We start from the raw sequence: 23,298 nt of genomic DNA on the forward strand, positions 1-23,298 counted from the left end.
GCGTAGCGGATCCTTCTCTTAGCAGAATTCAAAACAGGTTCAGATACTCATGAACAGCAATCTGCCTCCGGTCGACGACGAACCGGGCGTTCCACCTCCGCATGTCAGTTTCCGTGAAGCCTTTTTATTCTGGCTGAAGCTGGGATTCATCAGCTTTGGCGGGCCGGCTGGGCAAATTTCGATAATGCATCAGGAGCTGGTTGAAAACCGACGCTGGATATCCGAACAGCGCTTTTTGCATGCACTGAATTACTGCATGGTGCTTCCGGGCCCGGAGGCGCAACAACTGGCGACCTATATTGGCTGGCTGATGCACCGCTCCTGGGGCGGCGTGGTTGCCGGGACACTGTTTGTGCTCCCTTCCCTTTTTATCCTTATTGCCCTGTCGTGGATTTACGTGGCGTATGGCCATTTGTCTGTCGTTGCCGGTCTCTTTTACGGCATAAAACCGGCAATTACGGCGATTGTTGTGCAGGCTGCGCACCGTATCGGTTCGCGGGCGCTGCGTAACCGCACGCAGTGGGCAATCGCTGCCGCCGCGTTTGTCGCCATTTTCGCCCTCAATGTCCCTTTTCCCGTTATTGTCCTGTCAGCCGCAATGATGGGTTATGTGGGTGGGCGCCTTTTCCCCGACCATTTTGGTCAGGGTAACGCCCATGACGCCAGCCGAAAATCCTACGGTGCTGCCATTATTGATGACCATACGCCAGCGGCTCCGCATACGGTTTTCAACTGGTCACGCTTGACCCTGATTATCATTGCCGGTGTTTTTTTATGGGCAACGCCAATGGCGATGCTCTATCTGAGCCTTGGCTGGATGCACCCGTTTACCCAGATGGGCTGGTTCTTTACCAAGGCGGCGCTGCTGACCTTTGGGGGTGCCTATGCGGTACTGCCTTATATCTACCCTTATCTTTTTCATACCTATAGCCCAGGTGTTTTTTGTCCTCTGACAGGTTTTCTTTGCCCGTCTTATCAGCGATAAGCTCAATATTTCGCCACAAGGAGCTATCCGGTAGATTCAACACAATATCCGGGTTTTGCATAATATTTTCATAAGCTTTACCGGAAGCCCCCAGACCGAAAACAATATGCTTTTCCAGGATCCACCATGATGAAATCGGACTCAGATTCGTCGAACCGTCAGGGTTTTGGCTGGAAAGAATGGCGACCGGTGTGCCAAAATATAATGAAGAAAAATCCACCTGTTGCATTTTCATGCTGTCATCCTCTGATTTAACAGCCTGTAGTATCCTCTGCAACCTCAGTTAACACTTCGCTATAAAGCGAAGTATCTACGGCCATTACGATATCCAACCTGCACGTTTAGAAAGGGTTGAAGCACGTCTGATATACTTCAGTTTTTAAAAAAAGCCGTACTAAGTAAATGGAAATTGAACTGGATAAAAGTTTTAAAGAACGCGTTTTGCATGCGGTTCTTTTCGAAGTGACGGCCAATGTCATCATTGCGCTGTCACTTGCATGGCTGATGAACGTGTCGGTGCTTCAGTCGGGTTCGTTGTCCGTGATATCTGCACTTGCCGCCACGGCATGGAATTTTGTGTTTAATAAATTCTTTGACGCCTTGCAGAAAAAATATGCGTTTCAACGAACATTTCTCGTGCGTGCAATCCATGCTGTCTGCTTTGAAACAGGACTTATCATTACATTAATTCCTGTCGCGATGGTAATGCTGAATTTAACAGTCACTGAGGCATTTTTTGTCGAGATCGGTCTGGTACTGTTTTTTCTGCCATACACGATGCTCTTTAACTGGCTTTATGACTACCTGCGTTGGACATTTGTTGGGCGGAAACGGTCCGCCATTTAGCGGCTCTGTATTTTAACAGGAGGAAGGAAAAATGCGTTGTAACTTAATTAAAGCAGTATGTCTTACTTTAGCGGTTTCTGCAGCCGGAACTGCCCTGGCAGCTCAGGGCGGTATTACTCTTTTTGCTGAAAAGCAATCCCAGGGAAGTCAATGGGATAGCACAACTGGCGAAGCGCAGTACATGGTTAGCTACAAGGTGACACTGAATAACGCATCTGATAAAAGTATTGAGCCGGGCAAAGACAATAAAATGTGTTTCTTCCTGTTTGATAAAAACGGCAAATCATTTATGAGTACCGGTATCGAACTGGAGATGCTGAAAAAATACAAGCCGATGGATAACCGTACGGGAATGGTGTATTTCAGCAGTTCGAACCCTGATGTTTTGAATATGCCATTTGTCCGTTTCGGCATTGGACAGGATTGCACAAAAGGATGATGGCCGCCTGACGGCCATAATATCGAGGCGGTCTGTCATGCACCGGACTGATTCATGATGGCTTTTGTGCGGGTTTCTCTGCCGGTGCTGCGAACCAGTTTTCTTCCGCGACGACGACCGCACCTTCCGGCTGCATCACGAAGTTAGGCGACATAATCTGCACGTTGAACTCGTTGAAAACGTCCTGAATGTTACTGTGGAGCTCATTGCGGGCTTCGGCAAGTGACTGTCCGGGCTGCAATTTTACCTGCAGCTCATAGGCAATGTACCAGTCCATCAGCCCCAGCTGACGCACCAGGGGCTGCTGCGAAGGGTCAACACATTTCGACCGTCTCGCCGCCATCTCCAGCATGGCATGAACCTGTCGCCACGGCGTGTCATAGCCAATCGTCACGCCAATCGTCAGGTTCACGCCACCGTCAGGATTCTGTACGCTCAGATTGGTGATTTTTCCGCTCACCACCACCGCATTGGGTACGGTCACAACATAGTTCTCGCGGGTGATGATCTTGGTCGCCAGCATGCCTATCTCCGTGACCAGCCCTTCGTTATCCGCCACCCGTATAACGTCTCCTTTCCTCAACGCTCGTGAGTAGATCAGTACCAGTCCGCTCATCGCATGGTTCATCACGCCTGCCGAACCCAGGGTAAGCATCAGGCCAAAGAAGACGCTAATGCCTTTAAACGCCAGCGAATTCGCTCCCGGTAAAAACGGATAGGCCGCAGAGAGGGCAAATAACCACACCACGACAGAAATCAGTTTACGCGTAGCTCCCACGGTTTCAGGATGAATGCCCGGCAGCTGCAGGCGCCCTGCTTCCACCTGATTTAACAATACCTTCAGGAGCTTCAGAATAAAGGCGGTAATCACAAAGATGATCAGGACAATCATAATTCCCGGCATGGCTGAGACAATCGACAGCGCAATGTCCCGCAGCACGCGCATGGTCCAGTCGCCTAACGATGCACCCCAGACGCGTGTCCAGGGGAACAAGCTGAACGCCCAACTCAGCCAGAGATACAATCCGAGAATGCCCAGTAAAATCATCAGCAAAGCATACAAACGAGCCTCAATTGCGCCGATAAACTTACGCCAGCTCTGCGGGATAACGCTGCGGTTTTCAAGAATGCGGCGACGGCAGACATTGCGAACCCAACGCCACGACCGCCACGCCCCGTACCAGAAAAGAGACAGAACCAGCAGCCCGACGACCGTTTTCCCGGCGGAGAGCGCCAGCCAGCCGGTGTCATATTGATCGCGAAGCGCCGTACGTTGCGCCTCCATCCGCGCGAGCACGCGCTGAGCGGCCTGGTCGAGAGTCAAATCGTCCCCCTCATCCAGGTCCGCCTGCGTAAGCAATAAAACAGGCTTATTGTTCATGACAATCAGCCTTCCCTGCTGGTTGTAACGGGTGACGGGAACAACTTTCAGCGGCTCACGTACGTCCTGCTGCGTGAAATTGCGCAGGGTATGGCGAATACGTAACACGCGTTCTTCAGGCGTCGTGAGACCAAATTTGGCCTGCAACATCACAATCGGTTGATGAAAAATATAAACGGTTCGGGCCCGCTCCTGCTCAGTAGGCTCCTGGCGTGGCTCGGCGGCGACGCCAGTAAATGAGATGACCGAGAGCACGCAGGATAATAATGCGAGCAGGACCTTATTCATTTCCACCCCCTGAAACGCAACTTATTGTTATTTTTCAATTGCCCCAGAGAATGGCGAGTCTCTGCATGTTGAGCATAGACCAGCGTCGCGCTTATGCAACATCACTGCCATGCATGATACTGCTTGTATTTGCACGATAATGCCTATTAAGATACATTTAAGAGCTAAAAACCGATGCTTCAAATAATAACGTGCAAATTCATGCACCATCACGCAACGAGGTATGTATGACACAACAGTTGATTTTAATCGCGGGCCCCTGGCGCAGCGGGACTGATGGCGACCAGGCCAAAATGGATGAAAACCTTGCCCGTCTGGAAAACGCAGCATTAGCCGTATACCAGCGTGGCCACGTTCCGGTGATTGGTGAATGGCTTGCGCTACCGCTGGCAAAGGCCGCGGGTTCAACGTCCATTGGGGATGAAATCAGTGAAGCGATGCTCTATCCCGTTGCACACCGGCTCATTGGGAAATGCGACGCGATTTATCGTATTGCCGGTGCGTCTAAGGGAGCTGATATGGATATCGAGGTTGCCAGTAAGCTCGGGCTGAACGTTTACACCTCATTAGAAAGCATCCCTCAGGCCTGAGGACGCGCCTGAACCTGCCTGCTGATCACAGGCAGGTTCAAGGGTTATTCTGGATCTGCGGTCGTTACCACGGAGACGCCCTTCTCCCTTACCGCGCTAATCCAGGCGCGATCGGTATCATCTTCCACGACAATCGTATTGGCCAGCGATAGTTCGCCAATCACAAACGATGACGCGGTGTTAATTTTTTCTGGCGATGCCAGGACAACTGTCTCGGCGGCCCTGCCGGAAAATGCACGTTTGATGCACGCCTCTTCGAAATCGCCGGTGGTAAGCCCCGCTTCTGGATGGATGCCGGTAACCCCCATGAAGAACAGATCCGCATGGATATTGTCGATGCCTTCAGTGGCCGCTGCGCCTACCGTCACGATGGAGTGTTTGTACAGACGTCCTCCGATCAGGATCACTTCAATCGAAGGATGCTCGACGAGCCCAAGGGCGATGCTCGGGCTGTGTGTGACCACGGTAATGCGTAAATCCGCCGGTAAATACGCGATCAGTTCCGACGTAGTTGTGCCGCCGTCGACAATCACCACCTGCCCAGGGGAAATGAGCTTTGCGCCTTTGCGGGCCACATTTTTTTTCGCGTCCATCTTCACCGATTTACGCTCGGCAAATGGCACAGTAGCCGACGAGGCCGGCAGCGCACCGCCATGGACACGCTGCAAACGCCCTTCTGCCGCCAGTTCGCGGAGATCACGACGAATGGTGTCTTCTGACACCGCGAAATGTGCACTGAGCGCTTTAGACTGGACCTGGCCTTCAGCGGCAAGCTTCTCGAGGATTAATTGTTTTCGCTGACTGGTGAGCATTGTGGATTCCTGATATTGCACGTTTTATCTTGAATGTGCATGATAATGCTGTTTATGACGATCACTCTACGTAAGGAGCAGCAAACGTGCAATCGAAACGTGCAGATGTGCGCATCATTGAAAATGAAACCCTGTCGGATAACTGGTACATCCTGAAAAAGTACACCTTTGAGCTGCAGCGACGCGACGGCGAATGGCAGCGGCAAAGCCGCGAAGTGTATGACCGGGGAAACGGGGCCACGATACTGCTCTATAACCGTGATAAAAGAACGGTGATCCTGACGCGCCAGTTCCGCTTTCCGGTCTTTATCAATGGCCATGAGGACGACCTTATCGAGGCCGCTGCCGGGCTGCTGGATAACATGGATCCCGAAAGCCGCATCAAGGCGGAAGCGGAAGAAGAGACCGGATATCGTGTCTCCCGTGTTGAGAAAGTCTTTGAAGCCTACATGAGCCCAGGCTCCGTCACGGAAAAACTCTATTTTTATATCGCAGAGTATCACCCGCAGGATCGGGCCAGCGCGGGCGGCGGCATCAAGTCAGAGGGAGAAGATATCGACGTGCTGGAAATGCCGCTGGATGAGGCCTTGCGCGGTATTGATACCGGCAGGATTGTCGACGGCAAAACGATTATGCTGCTTTACCATATCGCGCTGAAAGGCGTTCTGTAGTCACTGCGTCGGTCGAGACCTGCCCCAGTGCGGGTCTCTGCCTGTGCTATTCTTGCTGATGAATTCAACACGGAGAGGCAAAAATGGCCGACTGGAACCCTTCGCTTTATCTGCAATACGGTGCCGAACGCACGCGCCCTGCTGCTGAACTGCTCGCCAGAATTCCACTGGATGAGGTGTCCACCATCGTTGATTTAGGCTGCGGACCGGGAAACAGCACCGCGCTGTTGAAGCATCGCTGGCCTTCCGCCCACATCACCGGTGTCGATAACTCACCGGCGATGCTCGAAGAGGCGCGCCAGGCGTTGCCCGATTGCCACTTTGTTGAGGCCGATATTCGCCAGTACAAGCCAGGCCAACCGCTGGACCTGATTTACGCGAATGCCTCGCTACAGTGGATCCCTGACCATTACGAGCTCCTGCCGCATCTGGTTTCGCTGCTGAAGCTAAACGGCGTGCTGGCGATCCAGATGCCTGATAACTGGCTTGAACCGACACACGTCTCGATGCGCGAAGTGGCTGTTGAACAAGGTTATCCGAATCGAGGCCGTGAACCTCTGCCCGGTGTCCATGCGTATTACGATATTCTGACGGAGGCAGGCTGCGACGTGGATATCTGGCGCACGACCTACTTCCATAAAATGGGATCGCATCAGGCGATTATTGACTGGGTCAGCGCCACGGGGCTGCGTCCGTGGTTACAGGAGTTGAATGAAAGCGAGCAGAAGCAGTTCCTGAAACGCTACCATGAACTACTGGAAGAGCAGTATCCGCTTCAGGAAAACGGGCAGATACTGCTGGCATTTCCACGCTTGTTTATCGTTGCTCAACGTCAGCCATAAGTCGGCTCAGGAGCGGGCCTCTTTCAGCAACTGCTGAATGACTTTTTCCTGCTGTTCGTAATTGCCCTCGCCAAAGGAGGTGTAGCGCAGTTGCCCTTTGGCATCGAAATAGTAGTGTGCGGGCCAGTACTGATTCCCGAAGGCGTTCCAGATCTTATAGTTATTATCCGTGACCACCCGATACGGGAGCTGCCATTTCGTCACCGCTTTTTGTACCGAGGCGAGCGGTTTTTCCCACGGGTATTCCGGCGTATGCACACCTATTACCACCAGACCCTGCGCCTGGTACTTTTTGGCCCAGTCGCGAACGTGCGGGAGCGTATGCTGACAGTTGATGCAGTCCCACGTCCAGAAATCAATCAATACTACCTTCCCCCGCAGAGAGTCAGACGTGACAGGGTCACCATTAACCCATCCTGTTCCGCCGCTTAAGGAGGGTAACTGGCTGCTGGGCTCGGTCATCACCACCGGCTGAAGCTTCACCGGTGCCGTTGCGGGTTTCGCCAGCGTCAGGAGCGAATTTTCCAGACGGTCTGCGACCCCGTTGGCGCCTTTCAGAACGGACGTCATCCCGGTGGCGTTAAACGCAACGGTCGCTAACATCACCACGCCCGCCCCCTTGCGTAACCTTTCCATCAATGCCGATCTGGCACGCAGGGGTGCCATCAGCGCGCGACCACCGATAACCAGCAGCCCCAGCATCAGCGCGCATCCGCTGCCGTAAGCGGCCAGCAGTGCCCCCGTGGCAATGGCGGAGTGACCGGCAATATTCAGGCTGAAGATGGCACCCAGAATCGGTCCGGCGCACGGCGACCAGAGCAACCCAACGGCCAGCCCTGCCAGAAATGCGGAGAGAGTACCGCGCGTCTGTCCGCTGCGTGTGTTGAGAAGATTACCTGCGCTGACGGCCGGTCCGGCAATACGCTGGGCGAATGTCGGGAAGATGAGTGCCAGCGCGGCTATCGCCAGTACAACCAGTGCGACCCAGCGCCCTGCTATCGTCGCCTGGGCGATCCAGTTGCTGGCGGCGGTAGCCACCAGTGCCACGAGGGTGAACATTACAATCATCCCCGCGAGCAACGCCAGAATATGCCGTCGTTGCCCCTGGAACCCGGCAAACAGCAGTGGAATAACCGGGAGTGTACATGGGCTGAGCAGGCTTATCATTCCGCCCAGAAAAGCGATTATCAAAAACATAGTGACCTCACATTACAGATGCCCTGCGAAGCTGCAGTGAGGTTATTTCACCGTGTTGATATGTTCAGGATGTGTGCAAATCAGCGCGAATTGTCTGTGCGCGTATCATGAAGGCTGTCCGATACAAAACCGTACAATTACCCGCGCGGCAGCGTAATAGAAACTTCCAGCCCACCCTCGGTGTGGTTCGCCAGATGCAATTTCCCGCCTAACTGCGCAGTCAACTGGGCGGCGATTGCCAGCCCTAATCCGGTGCCCCCGGTGTCGCGGTTTCGTGAGGTTTCCACCCGATAAAACGGCTGCAATACCGCCTCCAGTTCGGCGTCCGGTATCCCCGGACCGCCATCGCGAATGGCGATCGTGACATGATGGGCATCTGAATGAATCGTAATGACGGCGTAGTCGCCAAATTTCAGCGCATTATCCAGCAGATTGGTCATCACCCGGCGTAGCGCCTGCGGACGCGTGACCACGGGCAGACGGGCATCGGTTGCCTGAAGCTGCACGTTTTTCCCGATGTCCTGGTAATCACTGGCGATGCTGTTTATCCAGGCATTCAACTCCAGCTTGAGCGAGGTCTCTTCCAGAGATTCTGATGACCGGGCATACGCTATTCCTTCCCGCACCAGGCGCGTCATATTGTCCAGGTCGTTGAGCAACTTGTCCCGCAGCTCCGGCTGGTCCGCCATTTCGACGCGCAACTTCATGCGCGTTATCGGAGTCTGAAGGTCGTGCGATACGGAGGCCAGGATCTGCGCGCGCTCGCGCAGGTAAGACTGGATACGCGCCTGCATCGCATTAAAGGCGTGTGCGGCCCGTTGCACCTCGACTGGCCCTGTCTCGGTCATTGGCGAGCTTGCTGCCGGGTCGAGGGAATCCACCGCCCGGGTAAACTGAGAAAAGGGTCGAATAACCTGGCGCACGGCAATCCATGAGCAGAACGCCAGAAGCAGCAGCTGCAACACAAGCACTACAGGCAGCCAGCTGGCGACCGGAGGCATTCGGGGGATAAGGTCAATGGTCAGCGGCGCGCCATCGCTCAGCGTAAGGTGGGCCTGAATATGGGAAACCGGCCCCGGCACGGCAGTAAACGTCAGTGGCCAGGTTGCCGACAGTGCCTCTGTCAGGGTGCGGATGGCATCCTGCGAGCGTTTGTCATGCGGTGCGGGCCCCGGTTCACCGGTGCCCAGAATGTAACGATAGTTCCCCCTCGCCAGTCGTTCCAGCCAGGCTGGACGCTCCCCCGCGGGAAGCCGGTCGAGGATGGCCACACTGGTGGAAACGTCATATTCCAGGTTGCCGAGCATCACCGTGCGGGCGCTGCGCATTCGCTCAAGCATGACCAGCGTGAGGCTGAGCGCGTTGGCCAGCAGGAGCCCCAGCATCACGATGATCAGCAGTCGCGTCAGTAACGAGCGTGGCCAGAGCCTCATTCATTGGCCTCTTTGATGATCACCGGCATGGTAAAAACGTACCCTTCGCTGCGAACGGTCTTGATGTAGGCCGGCGTGCGGGCATCTTCATTCAGTCGCTGACGAACCCGACTGACCAGAAGATCAATCGAGCGCTCAAAGAGTTCAGCATCTCGCCCCTGGGTCAGGTTAAGCAACTGATCGCGGCTCAGCACACGCTGAGGATGGTCAAGGAACACGCGCAGAAGACGGTATTCCGCCCCGCTGAGTGCCACAATCATCCCCTCGCTGTCGATCAGGTGACGAGCAACGGTGTCCAGTTGCCAGTTGCCGAACATCACCAGGCGCCCGGCCTCGGTCACCTGCAGATTGGGTGGCATGGTACGAAAACGGCGCAAAATGGCTTTGATACGCGCCAGCAGTTCGCGCGCAACAAAGGGCTTCACGACATAGTCATCGGCCCCCATTTCCAGCCCCAGGATCCGGTCTGTCTCTTCGTTGCGCGCGGTCAGCATCAGGATCGGCAGATCTTTATGTTTACCGCTGCGCAGTCCCCGGCAGAGCGTTAATCCGTCATCGCCTGGCATCATCACGTCCAGCACCACCAGATCGACATGCTGTTTATCTAGCACGGCCCGCATCTCTTTGCCGTTTGCCGCGCCAGACGCGCGATAGCCCGACTTGACGAGATAGTCGACAATCAATTCACGAATATCCCTGTCGTCATCGACGACAAGGATATGATCAATATGCTCCACCGGGATCTCCTGACTGAGGGGTAACGTATTGAAAATAGCACATATCACAGCTTATCCGCGTCGATAACCGCCTTGACGAAATCCTGCGGATCTTCCTGCGGCGGGTTGTGCCCCACGGTGGCCCCAAAGGTGCGGTGTTCATATTTACCGGTGAATTTACCGGCATAGGCTTGCGGCGCAGGATGTGGCGCCCCGTTGTTGCCGCCTTCGATGGTGATTGTCGGAACGGTGATATTTGGCAATGTCGCCAGCTTTTGCTCGTAGCTGTCGTATTTACGCTCACCTTTTTCGAGGCCTAAACGCCAGCGATAGTTGCTGAGCGTAACCGCGACGTGATCGGGGTTATCCAGGGATTTTGCGCTGGCGTTAAAGGTCGCATCGGAAAACTTCCAGTCTGGTGAGGCCTGAGACCAGATCAGACGGGCGAAGTCATGGGTATTTTTGGCATAGCCTTCGGCACCGCGTTCTGTTGCGAAATAGAACTGATACCACCACTGCTGCTCTGCTTTTGGCGGCAGCGGCTGTTTACCAATCTGCTGGCTGCTGATGAGATAGCCACTTACCGAAACAAGGGATTTGACGCGTTCAGGCCACAGCGCCGCAACAATGTCCGCCGTACGGGCGCCCCAGTCGTATCCCGCAAAAACAGCCTGCTTAATGTTGAGGGCATCCATCAGGTTAACGATATCTTTCGCCATGGCCGAAGGCTGACCGTTACGCGGCGTGCTTGCTGACAGGAAGCGCGTGGTGCCGTAGCCGCGCAGCGAAGGCACAATGACCCGGTAGCCTTTTGCCGCCAGCGCGGGTGCGACTTCGACATAACTGTGAATATCGTAGGGCCAGCCGTGTAACAGAATCACCGGCTGTCCCTCTTTTGGTCCGATATCGACATAGCCGATATTCAGATCGCCAGCGTTAATTTGCTGAGGGTGATCGAAGGCTGCGGCAACATCTTTGCCGGTGACTTCGGCCTGACAGGACATGACGGTGCCAAGAGAAACGGTTAACGCCAGGGTTGAATACGCGAGTTTGCTGAACATGTTGGTATCTCCGGTTAAGAACAGTTGACGGGGATATAACAACACGCGTTTGTATAGCGGATATGTGCGAAAGGGGGTTTATTGCAATCCTGTGTATGTATCCGGTACGCAGATACAGTGTGATACAAACACAGGTGATTCAGGCTTACAGCGAGAGGCGGTAGCGTACGTAATCGTCAGCTTTACCGTATTTGTCATAGAGTTTACGCGCCGGGTTGTTCTCCCGGGTCACCCAATACAGTTTCGACCACCCTTCGCGCTTGCCTTCGGCTATCAGGGCATCAATGAGCGCCTTCCCGGCCCCCACACCGCGTTCGGTGGCATCGACAAACAGATCTTCCAGGTAGCAAACCGGGGCCGTTGACCATGTGCCTTCGTGGAGAATGCACATCGCGAAACCGATGACCTTTTCGTCTTTCTCTACCACGCGGCAGAACATCGATGAATGCGCTGAGAGCGCCCTTTCCCATGTCGATGCGGTAACCGATTCATCAAGAAAGCAGTCATAAAAATGGGTATACCCGTCCCAAAGTGGACGCCACTGGGCGTAATCGTCTGCGCTTAAAGGTCTTACCGTGACAGCCATGCGTTCCTCACATTACAAGTTGATCGCCATTTCAAAACAGCGTAAATCAGCGCCCGCCATGCGCGAGTGATGATACTTTTCGCTCAGCGTGACAAACCCCAGCTTCTGGTAAAACGACCGGGCGTTAGGCGTTGCATCGAGCGTCAGGCGGGTTAACCCCCGGCTATGGGCCTCCTGTTTGAGCGCCTCGATAATCCGGGTCGCCATGCCTTTTCCGGATGCCGCCGGCAAGGTGAATATCGCCTCCAGACAGTGGGTATCCAGATCAAGATAGCCAGTTGCCGCAATGTCGCCCTTTTCATCTTCCACCACGTAAAAAGGGTATTCAATGACCATTTGCCGGTAATGCTCCGGCATGTCGTCGGGCGTCCAGCGCGCAATGACGTCCGCGTCGTAACTGGTTTTACAGCCGTGACGAATCGCCTGATTGCGAATATTCCAGAGTATTTCAGCTTCCTGCGGATGCGCTTTTCGTAACGTCATATCACCTCTTTAATGGTTTTTTAACCGGATTTCACGTGCAACTCTGGCAAGACGTTGAGTGCGACAATAGAGGGTAAACAGCACAAAGCCGCTGCTATTCATCACCATCCGACAAAGTATCAGCGCGAAGGATGCGGTGACCAGTCGCCAAAGGTTTCCGCTATGAGAAAACAGAAGATGCAGAACCTGAACGAGAGTTATGACCAGCAAGCAATGGCCTCCTCTATCTCTTTGCCATGCTGCAGGAGATCCTGGAAAACACGTCCGGTTAAAAGAGACCACAAGCGCATTAAAATTTCGCCATTGAAGAAATGATGCCTATTTTTGGTAGGGTATAAACTCAGCACGCCTCAACTGAATGTGATAGAGATGAAAATACCAGAACGCAAACAAAATCTTAACGCTTAAATATGGAGATCTGCGGATGACGATACCGACGCTCACGACAGAACGCTTGCTGCTAAAACCGCTGGTTGCCGAAGATGCCGTTCAGATACAAAAGCGCTATCCGCGCTGGGAGATCGTCCGCTATCTGGTCTCTTCCGTGCCCTGGCCCTACCCGGATAACGGCGCGGAGAACTATGTCAACAACGTGGCGCTGCCGGATATGGCGAAAGGGATTGCCTGGTTCTGGAGCATCCGCCGTCGTGAAGCGCCGGACGAACTGATGGGGGTTATCTGCCTGTACGATGTGGAAGATAACAACCGCGGGTTTTGGCTGGCGCCGGAGTTTCAGGGAAAGGGATATATGCGCGAAGCCAGCATTGCGGCAACGGATTACTGGTTTAACACGCTGAACAAACCCGTATTGCGCGCGCCGAAGGCGGCCGCCAATAGCCGCTCCCGTCGTATTTCAGACAGTAGCGGCATGCGGCTTATCAGAACGGAAAAGAAAGCGTACGTCAGCGGTATGCTCGATTCTGAGCTGTGGGAAATCACCCGGGACGAGTGGAACGCCCGTCAGGTCAGCTGATAATACTTATCCGGCATCAGCCTTTCCGGAATGTTCTCTTCATCGTTCATCTGCAGCAGATCGCGTTCCATCATGTTGCAGATGGCGTCCAGCGGCAGGTCGTTGTCTTCGGTACCAAACGGATCTTCCAGCTCTTCTGCCAGCGTATCCAGCGAAATGAAGGTATACGAAATCAGCGCAGAGACAAACGGCGTCATGTAGTGCAGGTCAACGACCAGCGCGAACGGCAGCATGATGCAGAACAGATAGACCGTACGGTGCAGGATAAGCGTATAAGCAAACGGCACGGGCGTGGTGGCGATGCGCTCGCAGCCTGACAGGACAATCGACATATCGTTGAGACGGTTGTTCAGGCTGTGGAACAGAATATCGGAGAGGTCTCCGTTACAGCGTCTGACGGCCAGCCATTCACCCATGATCAGCAGAATACGGTTCGCCGGGGAATTGGCGGCCATGACGTTGCGTAAATCCTCCGCCGCCAGATAGCGCGCCAGTTGCCCTTCCCCCTTTTCACGACGCAGGGTCATGCGCAGACAATGGGCAAAGGCGATCTGCAGGCGGACGAACTCACCCAGATGTTTATCATCCGGCAAGGTGTTTTTAACCTCGCGAAATAACGAGCGTGCCGCTATCATCAGTTGCCCCCACAGCTGGCGAGCCTCAACGTAGCGCGAATAGCAGGCGTTGTTTCTGAACCCCAGAAAGATAGCGATGGCCACACCCAGGATGCTGAACGGCGCAACGGTAAATTTAATGCCCAGCGAGGTATACCACGGCAGCATCAGAATAACGGCGATGGATAGCAGGAAGTTAAGTAACAACCGGGTATAGATTTTAGGAAGTACCGAACCGTGCCAGACGAAAATCAGTTGTAGCCAGTGCTGTTTGGGACGAACAATCATAGTCAGCTTCAGGAAAGGAAATAGCCGCGTTATTAAACGTGATCCCTGTCACGGTTGCAAGCTTGTTAATAACAGATTGCATTTTATCAGCTGATAAGCAATAAACCGCACGGTGCTACAGTCTGTTTTACATAAACGAGACCATGGTATGTTGTAACTAATGAGGTATAAAATACCCGGCCGAAGCCGGGCATGTTTTAACAAAGCGGTTTTACTGCGGCCCGCATCCCCTGTTGCAGAATCGCGTCGAGATCGCGCGAAACCTGACCGACAAGACCCTCTACCTGAGTTAAATCCTGCTCCCAGTGCTCAGTAACGCTTAAAACGGAGGCGACCAGCTCGCGGGTGGTGATCTGTTTATCGTGATGCTGCGCCCACAGCTGTTGGTAACGAGCAAGCCAGTGCGCATCATCCTGCACCGGATAGTTCTCCCCGTTACGCTCTGCACGGTAGAACGCGATCAGTGCGGCCAGCGCGAACGTCAGGCGAGCGGGCAACGTGCCAGATGCCCTCACCCCCGCCAACAGCTGCGGCAGAATGCGCGTGCGATACTTGGTCATGCCATTAAGGGCAATCGACAGCAGCTGATGCTTGATATACGGATTGCGGAAACGACCCGTAACGGCGCTGGCGAAAGAGGCCAGTTCATCACGCGGCAAATCCAGGACCGGAATGATTTCCTCATAGATCGCTTTTTCGATAAACGCGCATATGTCAGCATCGTTCATCGCCTCACCCACCGTATCCAGCCCCGCCTGGAACGCCACCGGCACCAGCGCTGTGTGCGCGCCGTTGAGAATCGCCACTTTGCGCTCCTTGTACGGCTTAATGTCATCCACAATCCGCACGTTTAGCGGGAATTTGTCCAGACGCAGTTCGCTGGCCAGGGATTCAGACCCCTGAATAACAAACAGGTAGAAATGTTCAGCGGTATCCAGGAACGCATCGTGATAGCCCAGCCCGGCTTCCAGCGTCGCCGCTTCGTCGCGCGGATAACCCGTTACAATGCGGTCAACCAGCGTGGAGCAGAAGCTGTTATGCGCATTCAGCCACTGAATAAATTCCGCTGGCAGTGCCCACGCCTGTGCATAGCGCAGCACCAGTTCGCGCAGCGCTTCGCCGTTATAGTCTATTAGCTCGCACGGAATGATGATCCAGCCTTTGTCCGCTGCGCCGTTAAAATGGCTGAAGCGCTCAAACAGCAGCCGCGTCAGCTTCGCCGGATAGCTCACCGCTGGCGCATCTTCGAAACGATCGCCCGCATGCCAGCTAATCCCCGCCTCGGTGGTGTTGGAGAAGACAAAACGCATCTCCGGATTGTGCGCCAGTTTCAGAAATTCATCGTACTGGCTGTAGACGCTGATCTCCCGATTCACCGAGCGGATAAGACGCGCTTCGCTGACCGCCTCGCCCTGCTCATTCAGACCACGAATGATCGTGGTATACAGACCATCCTGAGTGCTGAGCGAAGGCGGGAAGTCGCTTTGAATTGGGCGTACGACCACGACGCCGGCATTGAGATCGGTATGTTCGTTTAACAGGTCGATTTGCCAGTCGACAAACGCACGCAGGAAATTGCCCTCGCCAAACTGAATGATTCGTTCGGGGTAGAGAGCACCGGGGAAATCACGACGGTTAAGTGTGTTCACAATGGGGTCCTTTTATGATTAGTCGTACAACCTGATTAAATTGGTATGATAACTTACCAAAGGTTTTCGACCAGAACCCCGCTTTTGATCAATTCATCACGTCATTGAGGGAAATAATCACAAGAACTTATAGAAGACCGATGTGGCAGTCATCGCGCCGTCCGGCATCAGCGCATAACGCGGGATCTCCCCCACTTTTTGCCAGCCAGCACGCTGGTAGAAGGTCTCCGCTCCGCTGCCAGTTGAGGTATCCAGCACCAGCACCGAGATGTCTCTTGCTCTGGCCTGCACTTCCAGCGCCTCCATTAGCGCCATCGCGGCACCTTTACGACGCGCTTTTTCATGCACCAGCAGCTTTGCCACATCGGCACGATGCGGCTGGTTTTCCGGCTGATCTGTAATGAGCTGCACGGTGCCAATCATGCCATCCTGAGAATCGATGCAGGCCAGCACAACGCGTTCGTTACGCCCTACGCTCCCGGCAATATCCTGCCAGAAAGCACGAGCTTTATCGGTACTGAATGGCAACATAAAACTGACGGAAGCGCCGCCCCTGACACAGTTTTCAAGGATATCGGCCAGCGCATCGAGGTGGGTGAGAATATCGTCCCGGGTGAGGGTTTTGATCTGCAGTGAGGTATTCATGGGTTTTCCTTACGTTGAATACGCTCACTGTGCATTTAACATTTACGTAACGCAATCACATCAGACATAGGCTTTTGTTATGTCATGTTGCGCGCTTGCGCTGCTGCTTCATGGCATACATTTTTTCATCCGCGTCTTTCATCCACTGCTGCAGATCGTTGCCGTTATGATCGAACTCGCTCAGCCCCCAGGAAAAATGGAGTGACCAGGGATGCAGCCTGCGCGCATTGTACTGTTCAACCTGCTCGGCCAGATACTGCATGGCAATCCAGGCCCCCTGCTCGTCGGTATCGGCAAACAGCACGGCAAACTCATCGCCGCCAAAGCGAACCAGCAAATCCGCTTCACGGAAAGAGGTGCGCATCAGTTCCGCCATCACTTTCAGCGCGTTGTCGCCCTCTTCATGTCCGTAGCGATCGTTAATCTCTTTGAAGCGATCCAGATCCAGCCAGCCCAGAGTTAACGGCTCCGCCCGACGTCTGGCTACGGAGAGCGTGAACCGGAGCAGTTGGTTAAAGCCCCGACGGTTAAACAGACCGGTTAATTCATCGGTTGTCGCCGCGCTGACGGCAGCAAACTCGTCTTCCGCCAGCGCGCTCAGGTCTCCCAGCACGGCAAGATCGGCAGCGGAAAATTCACGAGGAGAATAATCAATCAGGCACAGCGATCCCACGCTCGCCCCGTCACGTAAACGCAGTGGAAAACCGGCATAGAACCTTACGCCAGGCTCACCGGCCACCAGCGGGTTATCGGCAAATCGATCGTCCTGACGCATATCGGCAACCACCAGCGGCGCTTCGCTGAGGATCGTATGGCCGCAAAACGAGATATTACGCGGAACGGTGTCAGGCGCCTGACCATCGGCCGACTTCACAATCAGCGAGTGTTCATCAATAAGATTGACCATCGCCAGCGGTACCTGGAAGAAGCGTTTTGCCAGACGTGTCAGTCGGTCAAACGCCGGGGAACTGTCGATCTCAAGCAGGCCTGACTCGCGCAGCGAGTTCAGACGTTCCATTTCATTTGCTGGGGTTGCAGGTGTTTTCATAACGTCTCCTGACGCAAAGCGTTACTCAAAGCGTAGCCTAAACAGAGACATTGTCAGTGCGCGAATATTCTGTTCTTACCGTCCCGCTTGGCGCGGTACAGGGCGTTGTCCGCGGCCTGTAGCCAGTCGGTTACGCTTATCATTTCTCGCGTGGCACAGGCGATACCGATGCTGAGCGTGCAATGCACCGTCTCCTGAGCCACCTCCTTTTTCATTGCAGCCGCATCCATAATGCGTCTGGCGACAACTTGCGCCTCTTCAAGGGTGGTATCCGGCAGCAACACCACAAATTCATCGCCGCCAAGGCGTGCGGGGGTATCGTTCGGGCGTGTCGACAAATGCAGTATTTGCGAGACGGCCGCCAACAATGCATCCCCAACCTTATGACCAAAACGATCGTTAACGTCTTTAAAATTGTCGATATCGATGAACATCAGGGCCGATTCCCGGCACGTCTGGCGCAGTTTATTCAGTTCGTGGTCAATCCGCTTTTCGAGCAGCCGTCGGTTCGCGATATCCAGTAGCGGATCCATCATCGCGATCCGCTCAAGCTCCCGGCTCTTGATCCGCAGGCGCAGCGCAATGCTGTCCGTTAATATGCTCAGTGCCAGCAGATAAATTGCAATCAGCGGCAGCGTGGCAAACATGGTGCGCTGCGAAACGTACATATCCACCGCCATTCCCTGCGTCAGCCAGGTCACCAGAAAAACGCCCACCATGGTGATGGCCGCCTTTCTCATCAGCGTAACGCCCCCTGCCGAGAGCCGGTCGGTCAGCATAATGGTGGCAATGACCACCGACGGCAGCGGATTAACCGCCATCATGGCGATCCAGAATCCCCCCGCCCCGGCGTCCAGCACCAGATTCTGATGCTCAGTCACCAGCGGCATGGCCGAATTTCGCGCCCGATACCAGGCAAGCGTAGGCCAGATAAACGCGTTCAACGCCAGCAAACACATCAGCCAGGTTGAACGATTCTGTTCAATCAGCACAGAGAGGATGGGAATAAAACAGAGAAACGTGCCGAGAATACGCATCAGATACATACGTTTGACAAACCGGCTTCCTGGTACACGAGGGGGTCTACTGAGTTTGTCAGTTGCATTCATTCTGCGAATTTTCCGATAGCTTTCTTGCGGTATCTTATTGACGTTAAAAATACCTAGCAAGCAATTTATCTGTTATTCGTTATGATTCATCCCCGGCAGAATGCAGGCTGCGCTCAGGTTTCACTCTCCGGGGTCGGGGTAATGGGATCGTCTGACACACGCGCACTGGTGCGATTTCTCCCCGCTTTTTTGGAACGATAGAGATGATCGTCTGCTTCGGCCATCAGCCTGTTGAATACTTCGGTCAACTGCCACGACGCGGCCTTCCCGCTTCCGAGACCAATACTCACGGTCAGATAGAGCGTTTGCTGGCGCCAGGTAAAAGGATGAGCGGCAATGGTGAGTCTGATACGTTCCGCCAGCGCAAAGCCGTGCTGCGCGTCACCGGTGTTCACCACAACCGCGAACTCTTCTCCGCCCATACGCGCCACCATACCGTCGTCTCCGACAACCTGCTGAACCTCGCGGGCAAACGCGGCCAGCACGCGGTCGCCACACTCATGCCCATAGTTATCATTGATGCTTTTGAAGTAATCGATATCCAGCAGCATCACGGTCAGAAAACGTGTCTGCCGCTGCGCCTCTTCCCGCTTTAACGCCTCATAGAGCCCGGAGCGTGAATAAACGTGGGTCAGAAAATCATAATCCGCGCGCAACGACACCTGACGGATGAGCGAATTAATGGCCGCCATACTGACGGAGACCATAACCGGACAGATCGCCATGGTAGCAATCCCCAGCCGTGCGGAGAACATCATCGGGGTAGAGAGCGGCGTGCCCACGGCGATATTGATAATGGAGTTAGCGACCAGAACGATCTCCAGACCGCCGGTCAGAAACGTCAGCAGACAGGTCGCGGGCAAGGAGTAGCGGACCGCACACCAGATCAGCGCCGGCAGCGGAAAGGCAAGGCTTCCCGCCCCGCCAATCACCACCGATGCCATCACCGAGACAATCAGCGCAATGACCGGTAAAAGTTGCTCCAGACGCAGCTTGAATGCCCGCGTCGGCATACTGACCGTGAGCATGCAGGGTAAAATGAGCACGCCGGTTGAGAACTGCTCGCTGAACCAGTCGGCAAACAGCGGCCAGAAGGTATGGCTGTCGATCCCCACCGACCCGGTCGCGCCGAGCAGCGCACATAATAAGGCGGCGAACAGACAATAATTGAACAGCCGCAGCGCATTAATGGGATCGGGGGTTTTCTTCATCAACCGTTTATCACGCACCACCAGCAATGCGACAACAACGATAAAGACCATATTCGACAGGTTGATGACCACCGAGGCCATTCCCCAGTTGGTGGTGACCGCGTCGTACATCAGCATGGCGACATACGACACCGCGTAGTTATGCAGGCGATTGAGATAGGTATAACGGGCAAAGACGCCCGCCATCACGCCATTCAGCGGCCAGAACAGCGACAAGGCTTCGACCAGACGTAATTCCGCACCGATAAAGTAGAACAAGGTGGTGAGAATAAAGATACCCGCCGCATTACGCAGCGGCGATTCAGGGCGAAAAAGCGTGAAGGCAGCGGGGTCTGAACGCATTAAATATCATTCCATATAATAACTTATGGCAACTAACTGACCCGTCACCACGCGGGGGATCTCATAGCGTGCATCTATAACACAATTACAACAGGATCAGCACCCATCAACATCAGGCGTTCATCTGCAACACCAGCCAGTGGTGGATCACGCCGACGATATAGTGCTGTTGCTGCGCGGTGAGCTGAACACCTTGCGGAATGTTGTGCCATTTCGCCAGACAGCCGCGACAGCAGGTGGCGGTCGCGTGCTGGGCAATAAACACCGGATGGCCGCGCATGGGGGTCTGTTTACCGTCGTTGACGGGGTGCGCGGGGGCAAGACGCTTCGCAATAAAGTCGGCAGCATGCTGGTCAATGGTATCGGCACCTTTGTCCCAGCAGTACTGTCGTTCTTTTGTGCCTAAGCGAAAGCGCGACCGAAAGGTCGATCGCGCCAGGCGAGAAAAAAGAGGATCCAGGTCAGACATCAGTAAACGGAACGTCCCAGGCGTTGGGTCAGTTTCTCCAGAACCGCCACACCGGCCAGTGAATTACCCGTCTCATCCAGCTCCGGGCTCCAGACAGCAATAGCCATCTCATGCGGTACAATGGCAACCACCCCACCCCCGACGCCCGACTTGGCCGGAAGACCGACGCGCCAGGCAAATTCGCCCGCGTTCTGATACATCCCGCTTGTCGCCATCAGGGCATTGACCTGACGCGCCTGCATAGGTGAAACCACCTCCTGATCGAGATGCGGTGCGTGCCCCTGGTGGGCAAGGAACAGGAAGGTCTGCGCCAGCTCCACGCAGCTCATTTTCAGCGCGCAGTAGTGGAAATAGTTTTGCAGTACGGTCGCCACATCATTATGGAAATTGCCGAACGATTTCATCAACCAGGCAATGGCGGCGTTACGCGCAGAGTGCTCGAACTCCGAACGGGCGACCACTGAATCATAAGCAATATCGTCAACGCCTGAGAGCTGGCGAACAATTTCAAGCATGCGCTGGCGTGGCGCGCTGAGACGGCTTTGCAGCATATCGCAGACCACCAGCGCCCCCGCGTTGATAAAGGGGTTACGCGGTTTACCCTGTTCAATCTCAAGCTGTAGCAGAGAGTTAAACGGTTGCCCGGAGGGATCTTTACCCACCCGTTGCCAGATCTCCTCTTCCTCGTACTGTCGCATGGCCGCAACCAGACTCAGCACTTTCGAAATAGACTGGATGGAAAAACGTTCCGTGGCGTCACCGGCCTGGTAACGCTGACCGTCTATCGTACAAATTGCAATTCCCAGCTTATTCCCGCTGACCGAGGCAAGGGCCGGAATATAGTCGGCAACCTTTCCTTTTCCAAGTAACGGACGAACCTGCGCCAGAATCTCGTCCAGCATCTCATTATGGATGACCGCAGCCACTCTCTTTGCTCCTTGCCCTCAGGCTAAAACGGGCTGCGAGTATAACAGACGCTTATGTGTTGCGTCAGGCACTGAGACGAAAACGCGAAACCGCCTGCAATAAAAGATCCGACTGTTTGTGCAGGCGCTCAGAGGCATCGGACGCGTCAGAGACAAGGCTGTCGGTCTGCCGCGACACCTGATTGAGCGCCTGAAGCTGGCGCGTCATCTGATGAATACTCTCCCCCTGACTCAGCGTGGCCGCGGAGATCTCATTCAGCAAACTGCTTAATGTTCCCACCAGCCCCGTCACCTGCTGCAGGTTATCTTCCAGACGGTTAACGGCCCGTGACCCGTCTTCGATCCCCTGAAGGGAACGGTTGATAAGCTCCTGGATGGTCTGCGTCGAATGGCTGCTCTTCCTCGCCAGCAGCCCCACTTCACGAGCGACAACGGCGAACCCGCGCCCCTGGTTTCCCGCGTGAGCCGCTTCAATTGCTGCATTCAGCGCCAGAATGTTGGTCTGAAACGCGACGCTGTCGATCATGGCCACGATCCCCCGCATCTCTGAGGATCGGTCGACGATCGCCTGCATCGATGCATTGACGGTCGACATCATCTGATCCCCTCCCGCCGCGGCCTGGCGCGCCTCATCCGCCCGCGAGCTGGCAAGCTTCGCATAGCCCGTGTTGCCTTCTACGTGGGTTTCCAGAGTCGCGATATGCGCCGTCACGTCTTCCAGCTCTTTGGCCTGACATGCCGACTGGTGATACAGCTTTTGATTGCCCTGCGCCAGTGCGCCAATGTTTTCCACCATGGCGGTGGTCGCATCGCTGACCTGGGTCACCAGCTGCTGTAGCCCGTTCTGCATGGTGGCAATACTGTCGCTGAGCTGGGCAATTTCACGGTTAAAACGCGTCACGTCAGGAGTGGTACCGGAGAGATCGCCCGCGGCCAGCCGGTTGATATGCGCAATCAAGCGCCGCAACGGGGTAATCACCCACCGGGACATCCCGAACCAGACGGCAACCGCAATAGCGAGCAACAGAACAGGCGCAAGCAGAAACAGCGTTTGCAAACCGGAGAGCTGCGCAATCAACGACTGACGCCCTTTGAGCGCCTGCTTCTCGCTTGCTTGCTGATAGCGGGCATAGTTGTCATTAAAGTCGGTCTGAAACGCCTGCGCCGGCACGGCAAAAAACGCATCGATGGTGTTGGTTTTCACCAGCCCTTCCGCCTGCTCTTTTATCGCGCCGTAAAAAAGCTGATAGCTGTTAACCAGGGCGTCATCTTTTGGCGGATTAAGCGCCAGCCAGGCATTCCACGCCTGCTGCGAAACAGCCAGCGCCTTTTGCGCGTCGTCCATCAGGCTGTGCCAGCTGCCCTCGGAGCCGGTCTCTTTATCCTGCATAAACCAGACGCCGGAGCGGTTAAGCAGATCGCTTGCGGCCAGCAGGGAAACGCGAGCCAGATCCAGCTTGCTCTGCTGCTGATACGCCAGCAGGTTTTGCTGCTCGTTGCGTTGCGCTTCCTTAAGGGAGGCATTGAGCAGGAACGACGAGGAGAGTTGCAGGGCGGAAAAGAGGCCGATAATACAAAAGATACCGGTCAGCAGGCCAAACTGGCGGGGGATAATGCGCTGCGCAATACGACGATAAATTTGCGTTAGGTTCATAATTTTCTTCAGTAACAAGACGTTAGACGCGTGCGAGTCT

The 23,298-nt window shown here is 54.7% G+C and carries 23 protein-coding genes and 1 pseudogene; 7 read left to right on the forward strand and 17 right to left on the reverse strand.

From position 1 onward, the window contains the following. Positions 1-49 precede the first annotated feature (49 nt). The 3 genes and pseudogenes from ACMWKA_RS11875 to ACMWKA_RS11885 form a co-directional block, all read left to right on the forward strand. Positions 50-907 (forward strand): annotated as a pseudogene (locus ACMWKA_RS11875) (chromate transporter); the annotation flags it as partial. 480 nt (positions 908-1,387) lie between these two features. Continuing rightward, on the forward strand, positions 1,388-1,831 hold the full coding sequence (locus tag ACMWKA_RS11880; protein WP_013096588.1) for a PACE efflux transporter: 444 nt from the start codon (positions 1,388-1,390) through the stop codon (positions 1,829-1,831). 31 nt (positions 1,832-1,862) lie between these two features. Then, positions 1,863-2,270 (forward strand): DUF4354 family protein, encoded by a 408-nt coding sequence (locus ACMWKA_RS11885; protein WP_414760263.1) that lies wholly within the window; start codon positions 1,863-1,865, stop codon positions 2,268-2,270. A gap of 52 nt (positions 2,271-2,322) precedes the next feature. Here the strand turns inward: ACMWKA_RS11885 and ACMWKA_RS11890 are convergent, their stop codons facing one another. Next, on the reverse strand, positions 2,323-3,939 hold the full coding sequence (locus ACMWKA_RS11890) for a mechanosensitive ion channel family protein (protein WP_414760264.1): 1,617 nt from the start codon (positions 3,937-3,939) through the stop codon (positions 2,323-2,325). A gap of 227 nt (positions 3,940-4,166) precedes the next feature. Between ACMWKA_RS11890 and ACMWKA_RS11895 the strand changes: the two genes are divergently transcribed. Then, on the forward strand, positions 4,167-4,529 hold the full coding sequence (locus tag ACMWKA_RS11895) for a DUF4406 domain-containing protein (protein WP_368268404.1): 363 nt from the start codon (positions 4,167-4,169) through the stop codon (positions 4,527-4,529). 44 nt (positions 4,530-4,573) lie between these two features. Here ACMWKA_RS11895 and ACMWKA_RS11900 read toward each other — a convergent pair whose 3' ends face one another. Next, entirely contained in the window at positions 4,574-5,341 is a 768-nt protein-coding gene (locus tag ACMWKA_RS11900; protein WP_414760265.1) for a DeoR/GlpR family DNA-binding transcription regulator, read from the reverse strand. Positions 5,342-5,427: 86 nt separating this feature from the next. Between ACMWKA_RS11900 and ACMWKA_RS11905 the strand changes: the two genes are divergently transcribed. Together ACMWKA_RS11905 and tam are read left to right on the forward strand one after the other, a co-directional pair. Next, positions 5,428-6,012 (forward strand): NUDIX domain-containing protein, encoded by a 585-nt coding sequence (locus ACMWKA_RS11905; RefSeq protein ID WP_020688643.1) that lies wholly within the window; start codon positions 5,428-5,430, stop codon positions 6,010-6,012. A gap of 83 nt (positions 6,013-6,095) precedes the next feature. Further along, positions 6,096-6,854, forward strand: coding sequence for a trans-aconitate 2-methyltransferase (gene tam / locus ACMWKA_RS11910; protein WP_095439460.1), 759 nt, complete (start codon positions 6,096-6,098; stop codon positions 6,852-6,854). A gap of 6 nt (positions 6,855-6,860) precedes the next feature. Here tam and ACMWKA_RS11915 read toward each other — a convergent pair whose 3' ends face one another. The 6 genes from ACMWKA_RS11915 to ACMWKA_RS11940 all read right to left on the reverse strand — a co-directional run bounded on the left by ACMWKA_RS11915 (position 6,861) and on the right by ACMWKA_RS11940 (position 12,330). Beyond that, the gene (locus ACMWKA_RS11915; protein ID WP_047024822.1) at positions 6,861-8,051 is read right to left on the reverse strand and encodes a cytochrome c biogenesis protein/redoxin; all 1,191 of its coding nucleotides are present in this window, start codon (positions 8,049-8,051) and stop codon (positions 6,861-6,863) included. 137 nt (positions 8,052-8,188) lie between these two features. After that, a complete protein-coding gene (locus ACMWKA_RS11920) occupies positions 8,189-9,484 on the reverse strand; it encodes a sensor histidine kinase (RefSeq protein ID WP_414760266.1) in 1,296 nt (431 codons plus the stop codon). Beyond that, positions 9,481-10,221, reverse strand: coding sequence for a response regulator (locus tag ACMWKA_RS11925; RefSeq protein WP_414760267.1), 741 nt, complete (start codon positions 10,219-10,221; stop codon positions 9,481-9,483). Before ACMWKA_RS11925 ends, ACMWKA_RS11920 begins: the two co-directional genes overlap by 4 nt. Positions 10,222-10,265: 44 nt before the next feature. Next, the gene (locus ACMWKA_RS11930; protein ID WP_040020898.1) at positions 10,266-11,261 is read right to left on the reverse strand and encodes an alpha/beta fold hydrolase; all 996 of its coding nucleotides are present in this window, start codon (positions 11,259-11,261) and stop codon (positions 10,266-10,268) included. A 145-nt stretch (positions 11,262-11,406) separates the two neighbouring features. Continuing rightward, entirely contained in the window at positions 11,407-11,847 is a 441-nt protein-coding gene (locus tag ACMWKA_RS11935) for an N-acetyltransferase family protein (RefSeq protein WP_414760268.1), read from the reverse strand. A 12-nt stretch (positions 11,848-11,859) separates the two neighbouring features. Next, positions 11,860-12,330, reverse strand: a complete 471-nt coding sequence (locus tag ACMWKA_RS11940) for a GNAT family N-acetyltransferase (protein ID WP_020688637.1) — start codon at positions 12,328-12,330, stop codon at positions 11,860-11,862. Between the two features lie 424 nt (positions 12,331-12,754). On the opposite strand from ACMWKA_RS11940, the gene ACMWKA_RS11945 reads away from it, so the two are divergent. Further along, the gene (locus ACMWKA_RS11945; protein ID WP_013096602.1) at positions 12,755-13,303 is read left to right on the forward strand and encodes a GNAT family N-acetyltransferase; all 549 of its coding nucleotides are present in this window, start codon (positions 12,755-12,757) and stop codon (positions 13,301-13,303) included. Here ACMWKA_RS11945 and ACMWKA_RS11950 read toward each other — a convergent pair. From ACMWKA_RS11950 to ACMWKA_RS11990, 9 genes are all read right to left on the reverse strand, one after another. Beyond that, entirely contained in the window at positions 13,291-14,205 is a 915-nt protein-coding gene (locus ACMWKA_RS11950) for a bestrophin family protein (RefSeq protein ID WP_414760269.1), read from the reverse strand. The genes ACMWKA_RS11945 and ACMWKA_RS11950 overlap by 13 nt on opposite strands. Positions 14,206-14,402: 197 nt before the next feature. Continuing rightward, the gene (locus ACMWKA_RS11955; RefSeq protein WP_414760270.1) at positions 14,403-15,854 is read right to left on the reverse strand and encodes a tagaturonate reductase; all 1,452 of its coding nucleotides are present in this window, start codon (positions 15,852-15,854) and stop codon (positions 14,403-14,405) included. 117 nt (positions 15,855-15,971) lie between these two features. Then, a complete protein-coding gene (locus ACMWKA_RS11960; RefSeq protein ID WP_414760271.1) occupies positions 15,972-16,499 on the reverse strand; it encodes an N-acetyltransferase family protein in 528 nt (175 codons plus the stop codon). Positions 16,500-16,581: 82 nt separating this feature from the next. Beyond that, entirely contained in the window at positions 16,582-17,547 is a 966-nt protein-coding gene (locus ACMWKA_RS11965) for a sensor domain-containing diguanylate cyclase (protein ID WP_013096606.1), read from the reverse strand. 53 nt (positions 17,548-17,600) lie between these two features. Then, the gene (locus ACMWKA_RS11970) at positions 17,601-18,593 is read right to left on the reverse strand and encodes a sensor domain-containing diguanylate cyclase (protein WP_058684681.1); all 993 of its coding nucleotides are present in this window, start codon (positions 18,591-18,593) and stop codon (positions 17,601-17,603) included. Positions 18,594-18,769: 176 nt separating this feature from the next. Further along, on the reverse strand, positions 18,770-20,209 hold the full coding sequence (locus ACMWKA_RS11975) for a GGDEF domain-containing protein (protein ID WP_108453159.1): 1,440 nt from the start codon (positions 20,207-20,209) through the stop codon (positions 18,770-18,772). Between the two features lie 112 nt (positions 20,210-20,321). Further along, positions 20,322-20,678, reverse strand: coding sequence for a DUF4186 domain-containing protein (locus ACMWKA_RS11980; protein WP_013096609.1), 357 nt, complete (start codon positions 20,676-20,678; stop codon positions 20,322-20,324). Beyond that, positions 20,678-21,604 carry a glutaminase B gene (gene glsB, locus ACMWKA_RS11985; RefSeq protein WP_013096610.1) on the reverse strand — a complete coding sequence of 309 codons (927 nt, stop codon included), beginning with the start codon at positions 21,602-21,604 and terminating at the stop codon, positions 20,678-20,680. Before glsB ends, ACMWKA_RS11980 begins: the two co-directional genes overlap by 1 nt. Positions 21,605-21,668: 64 nt before the next feature. Beyond that, entirely contained in the window at positions 21,669-23,258 is a 1,590-nt protein-coding gene (locus ACMWKA_RS11990) for a methyl-accepting chemotaxis protein (protein WP_414760272.1), read from the reverse strand. Positions 23,259-23,298 lie beyond the last annotated feature (40 nt).

Source organism: Enterobacter sp. 03-F-07-AD-ECC, assembly GCF_047530935.1.
Taxonomy (GTDB): domain Bacteria; phylum Pseudomonadota; class Gammaproteobacteria; order Enterobacterales; family Enterobacteriaceae; genus Enterobacter; species Enterobacter cloacae.

Coding starts and splice junctions, on each gene's coding strand:
- ACMWKA_RS11935 (WP_414760268.1), bottom strand. CDS start 11,847: ATGGCTGTCACGGTAAGACCTTTAAGCGCAGACGATTACGCCCAGTGG.
- ACMWKA_RS11975 (WP_108453159.1), bottom strand. CDS start 20,209: ATGCGTTCAGACCCCGCTGCCTTCACGCTTTTTCGCCCTGAATCGCCG.
- ACMWKA_RS11890 (WP_414760264.1), bottom strand. CDS start 3,939: ATGAATAAGGTCCTGCTCGCATTATTATCCTGCGTGCTCTCGGTCATC.
- tam (WP_095439460.1), top strand. CDS start 6,096: ATGGCCGACTGGAACCCTTCGCTTTATCTGCAATACGGTGCCGAACGC.
- ACMWKA_RS11945 (WP_013096602.1), top strand. CDS start 12,755: ATGACGATACCGACGCTCACGACAGAACGCTTGCTGCTAAAACCGCTG.
- ACMWKA_RS11900 (WP_414760265.1), bottom strand. CDS start 5,341: ATGCTCACCAGTCAGCGAAAACAATTAATCCTCGAGAAGCTTGCCGCT.
- ACMWKA_RS11990 (WP_414760272.1), bottom strand. CDS start 23,258: ATGAACCTAACGCAAATTTATCGTCGTATTGCGCAGCGCATTATCCCC.
- ACMWKA_RS11880 (WP_013096588.1), top strand. CDS start 1,388: ATGGAAATTGAACTGGATAAAAGTTTTAAAGAACGCGTTTTGCATGCG.
- ACMWKA_RS11895 (WP_368268404.1), top strand. CDS start 4,167: ATGACACAACAGTTGATTTTAATCGCGGGCCCCTGGCGCAGCGGGACT.
- ACMWKA_RS11950 (WP_414760269.1), bottom strand. CDS start 14,205: ATGATTGTTCGTCCCAAACAGCACTGGCTACAACTGATTTTCGTCTGG.
- ACMWKA_RS11980 (WP_013096609.1), bottom strand. CDS start 20,678: ATGTCTGACCTGGATCCTCTTTTTTCTCGCCTGGCGCGATCGACCTTT.
- ACMWKA_RS11920 (WP_414760266.1), bottom strand. CDS start 9,484: ATGAGGCTCTGGCCACGCTCGTTACTGACGCGACTGCTGATCATCGTG.
- ACMWKA_RS11940 (WP_020688637.1), bottom strand. CDS start 12,330: ATGACGTTACGAAAAGCGCATCCGCAGGAAGCTGAAATACTCTGGAAT.
- ACMWKA_RS11970 (WP_058684681.1), bottom strand. CDS start 18,593: ATGTATCTGATGCGTATTCTCGGCACGTTTCTCTGTTTTATTCCCATC.
- ACMWKA_RS11915 (WP_047024822.1), bottom strand. CDS start 8,051: ATGTTTTTGATAATCGCTTTTCTGGGCGGAATGATAAGCCTGCTCAGC.
- ACMWKA_RS11885 (WP_414760263.1), top strand. CDS start 1,863: ATGCGTTGTAACTTAATTAAAGCAGTATGTCTTACTTTAGCGGTTTCT.
- ACMWKA_RS11965 (WP_013096606.1), bottom strand. CDS start 17,547: ATGAAAACACCTGCAACCCCAGCAAATGAAATGGAACGTCTGAACTCG.
- ACMWKA_RS11930 (WP_040020898.1), bottom strand. CDS start 11,261: ATGTTCAGCAAACTCGCGTATTCAACCCTGGCGTTAACCGTTTCTCTT.
- ACMWKA_RS11960 (WP_414760271.1), bottom strand. CDS start 16,499: ATGAATACCTCACTGCAGATCAAAACCCTCACCCGGGACGATATTCTC.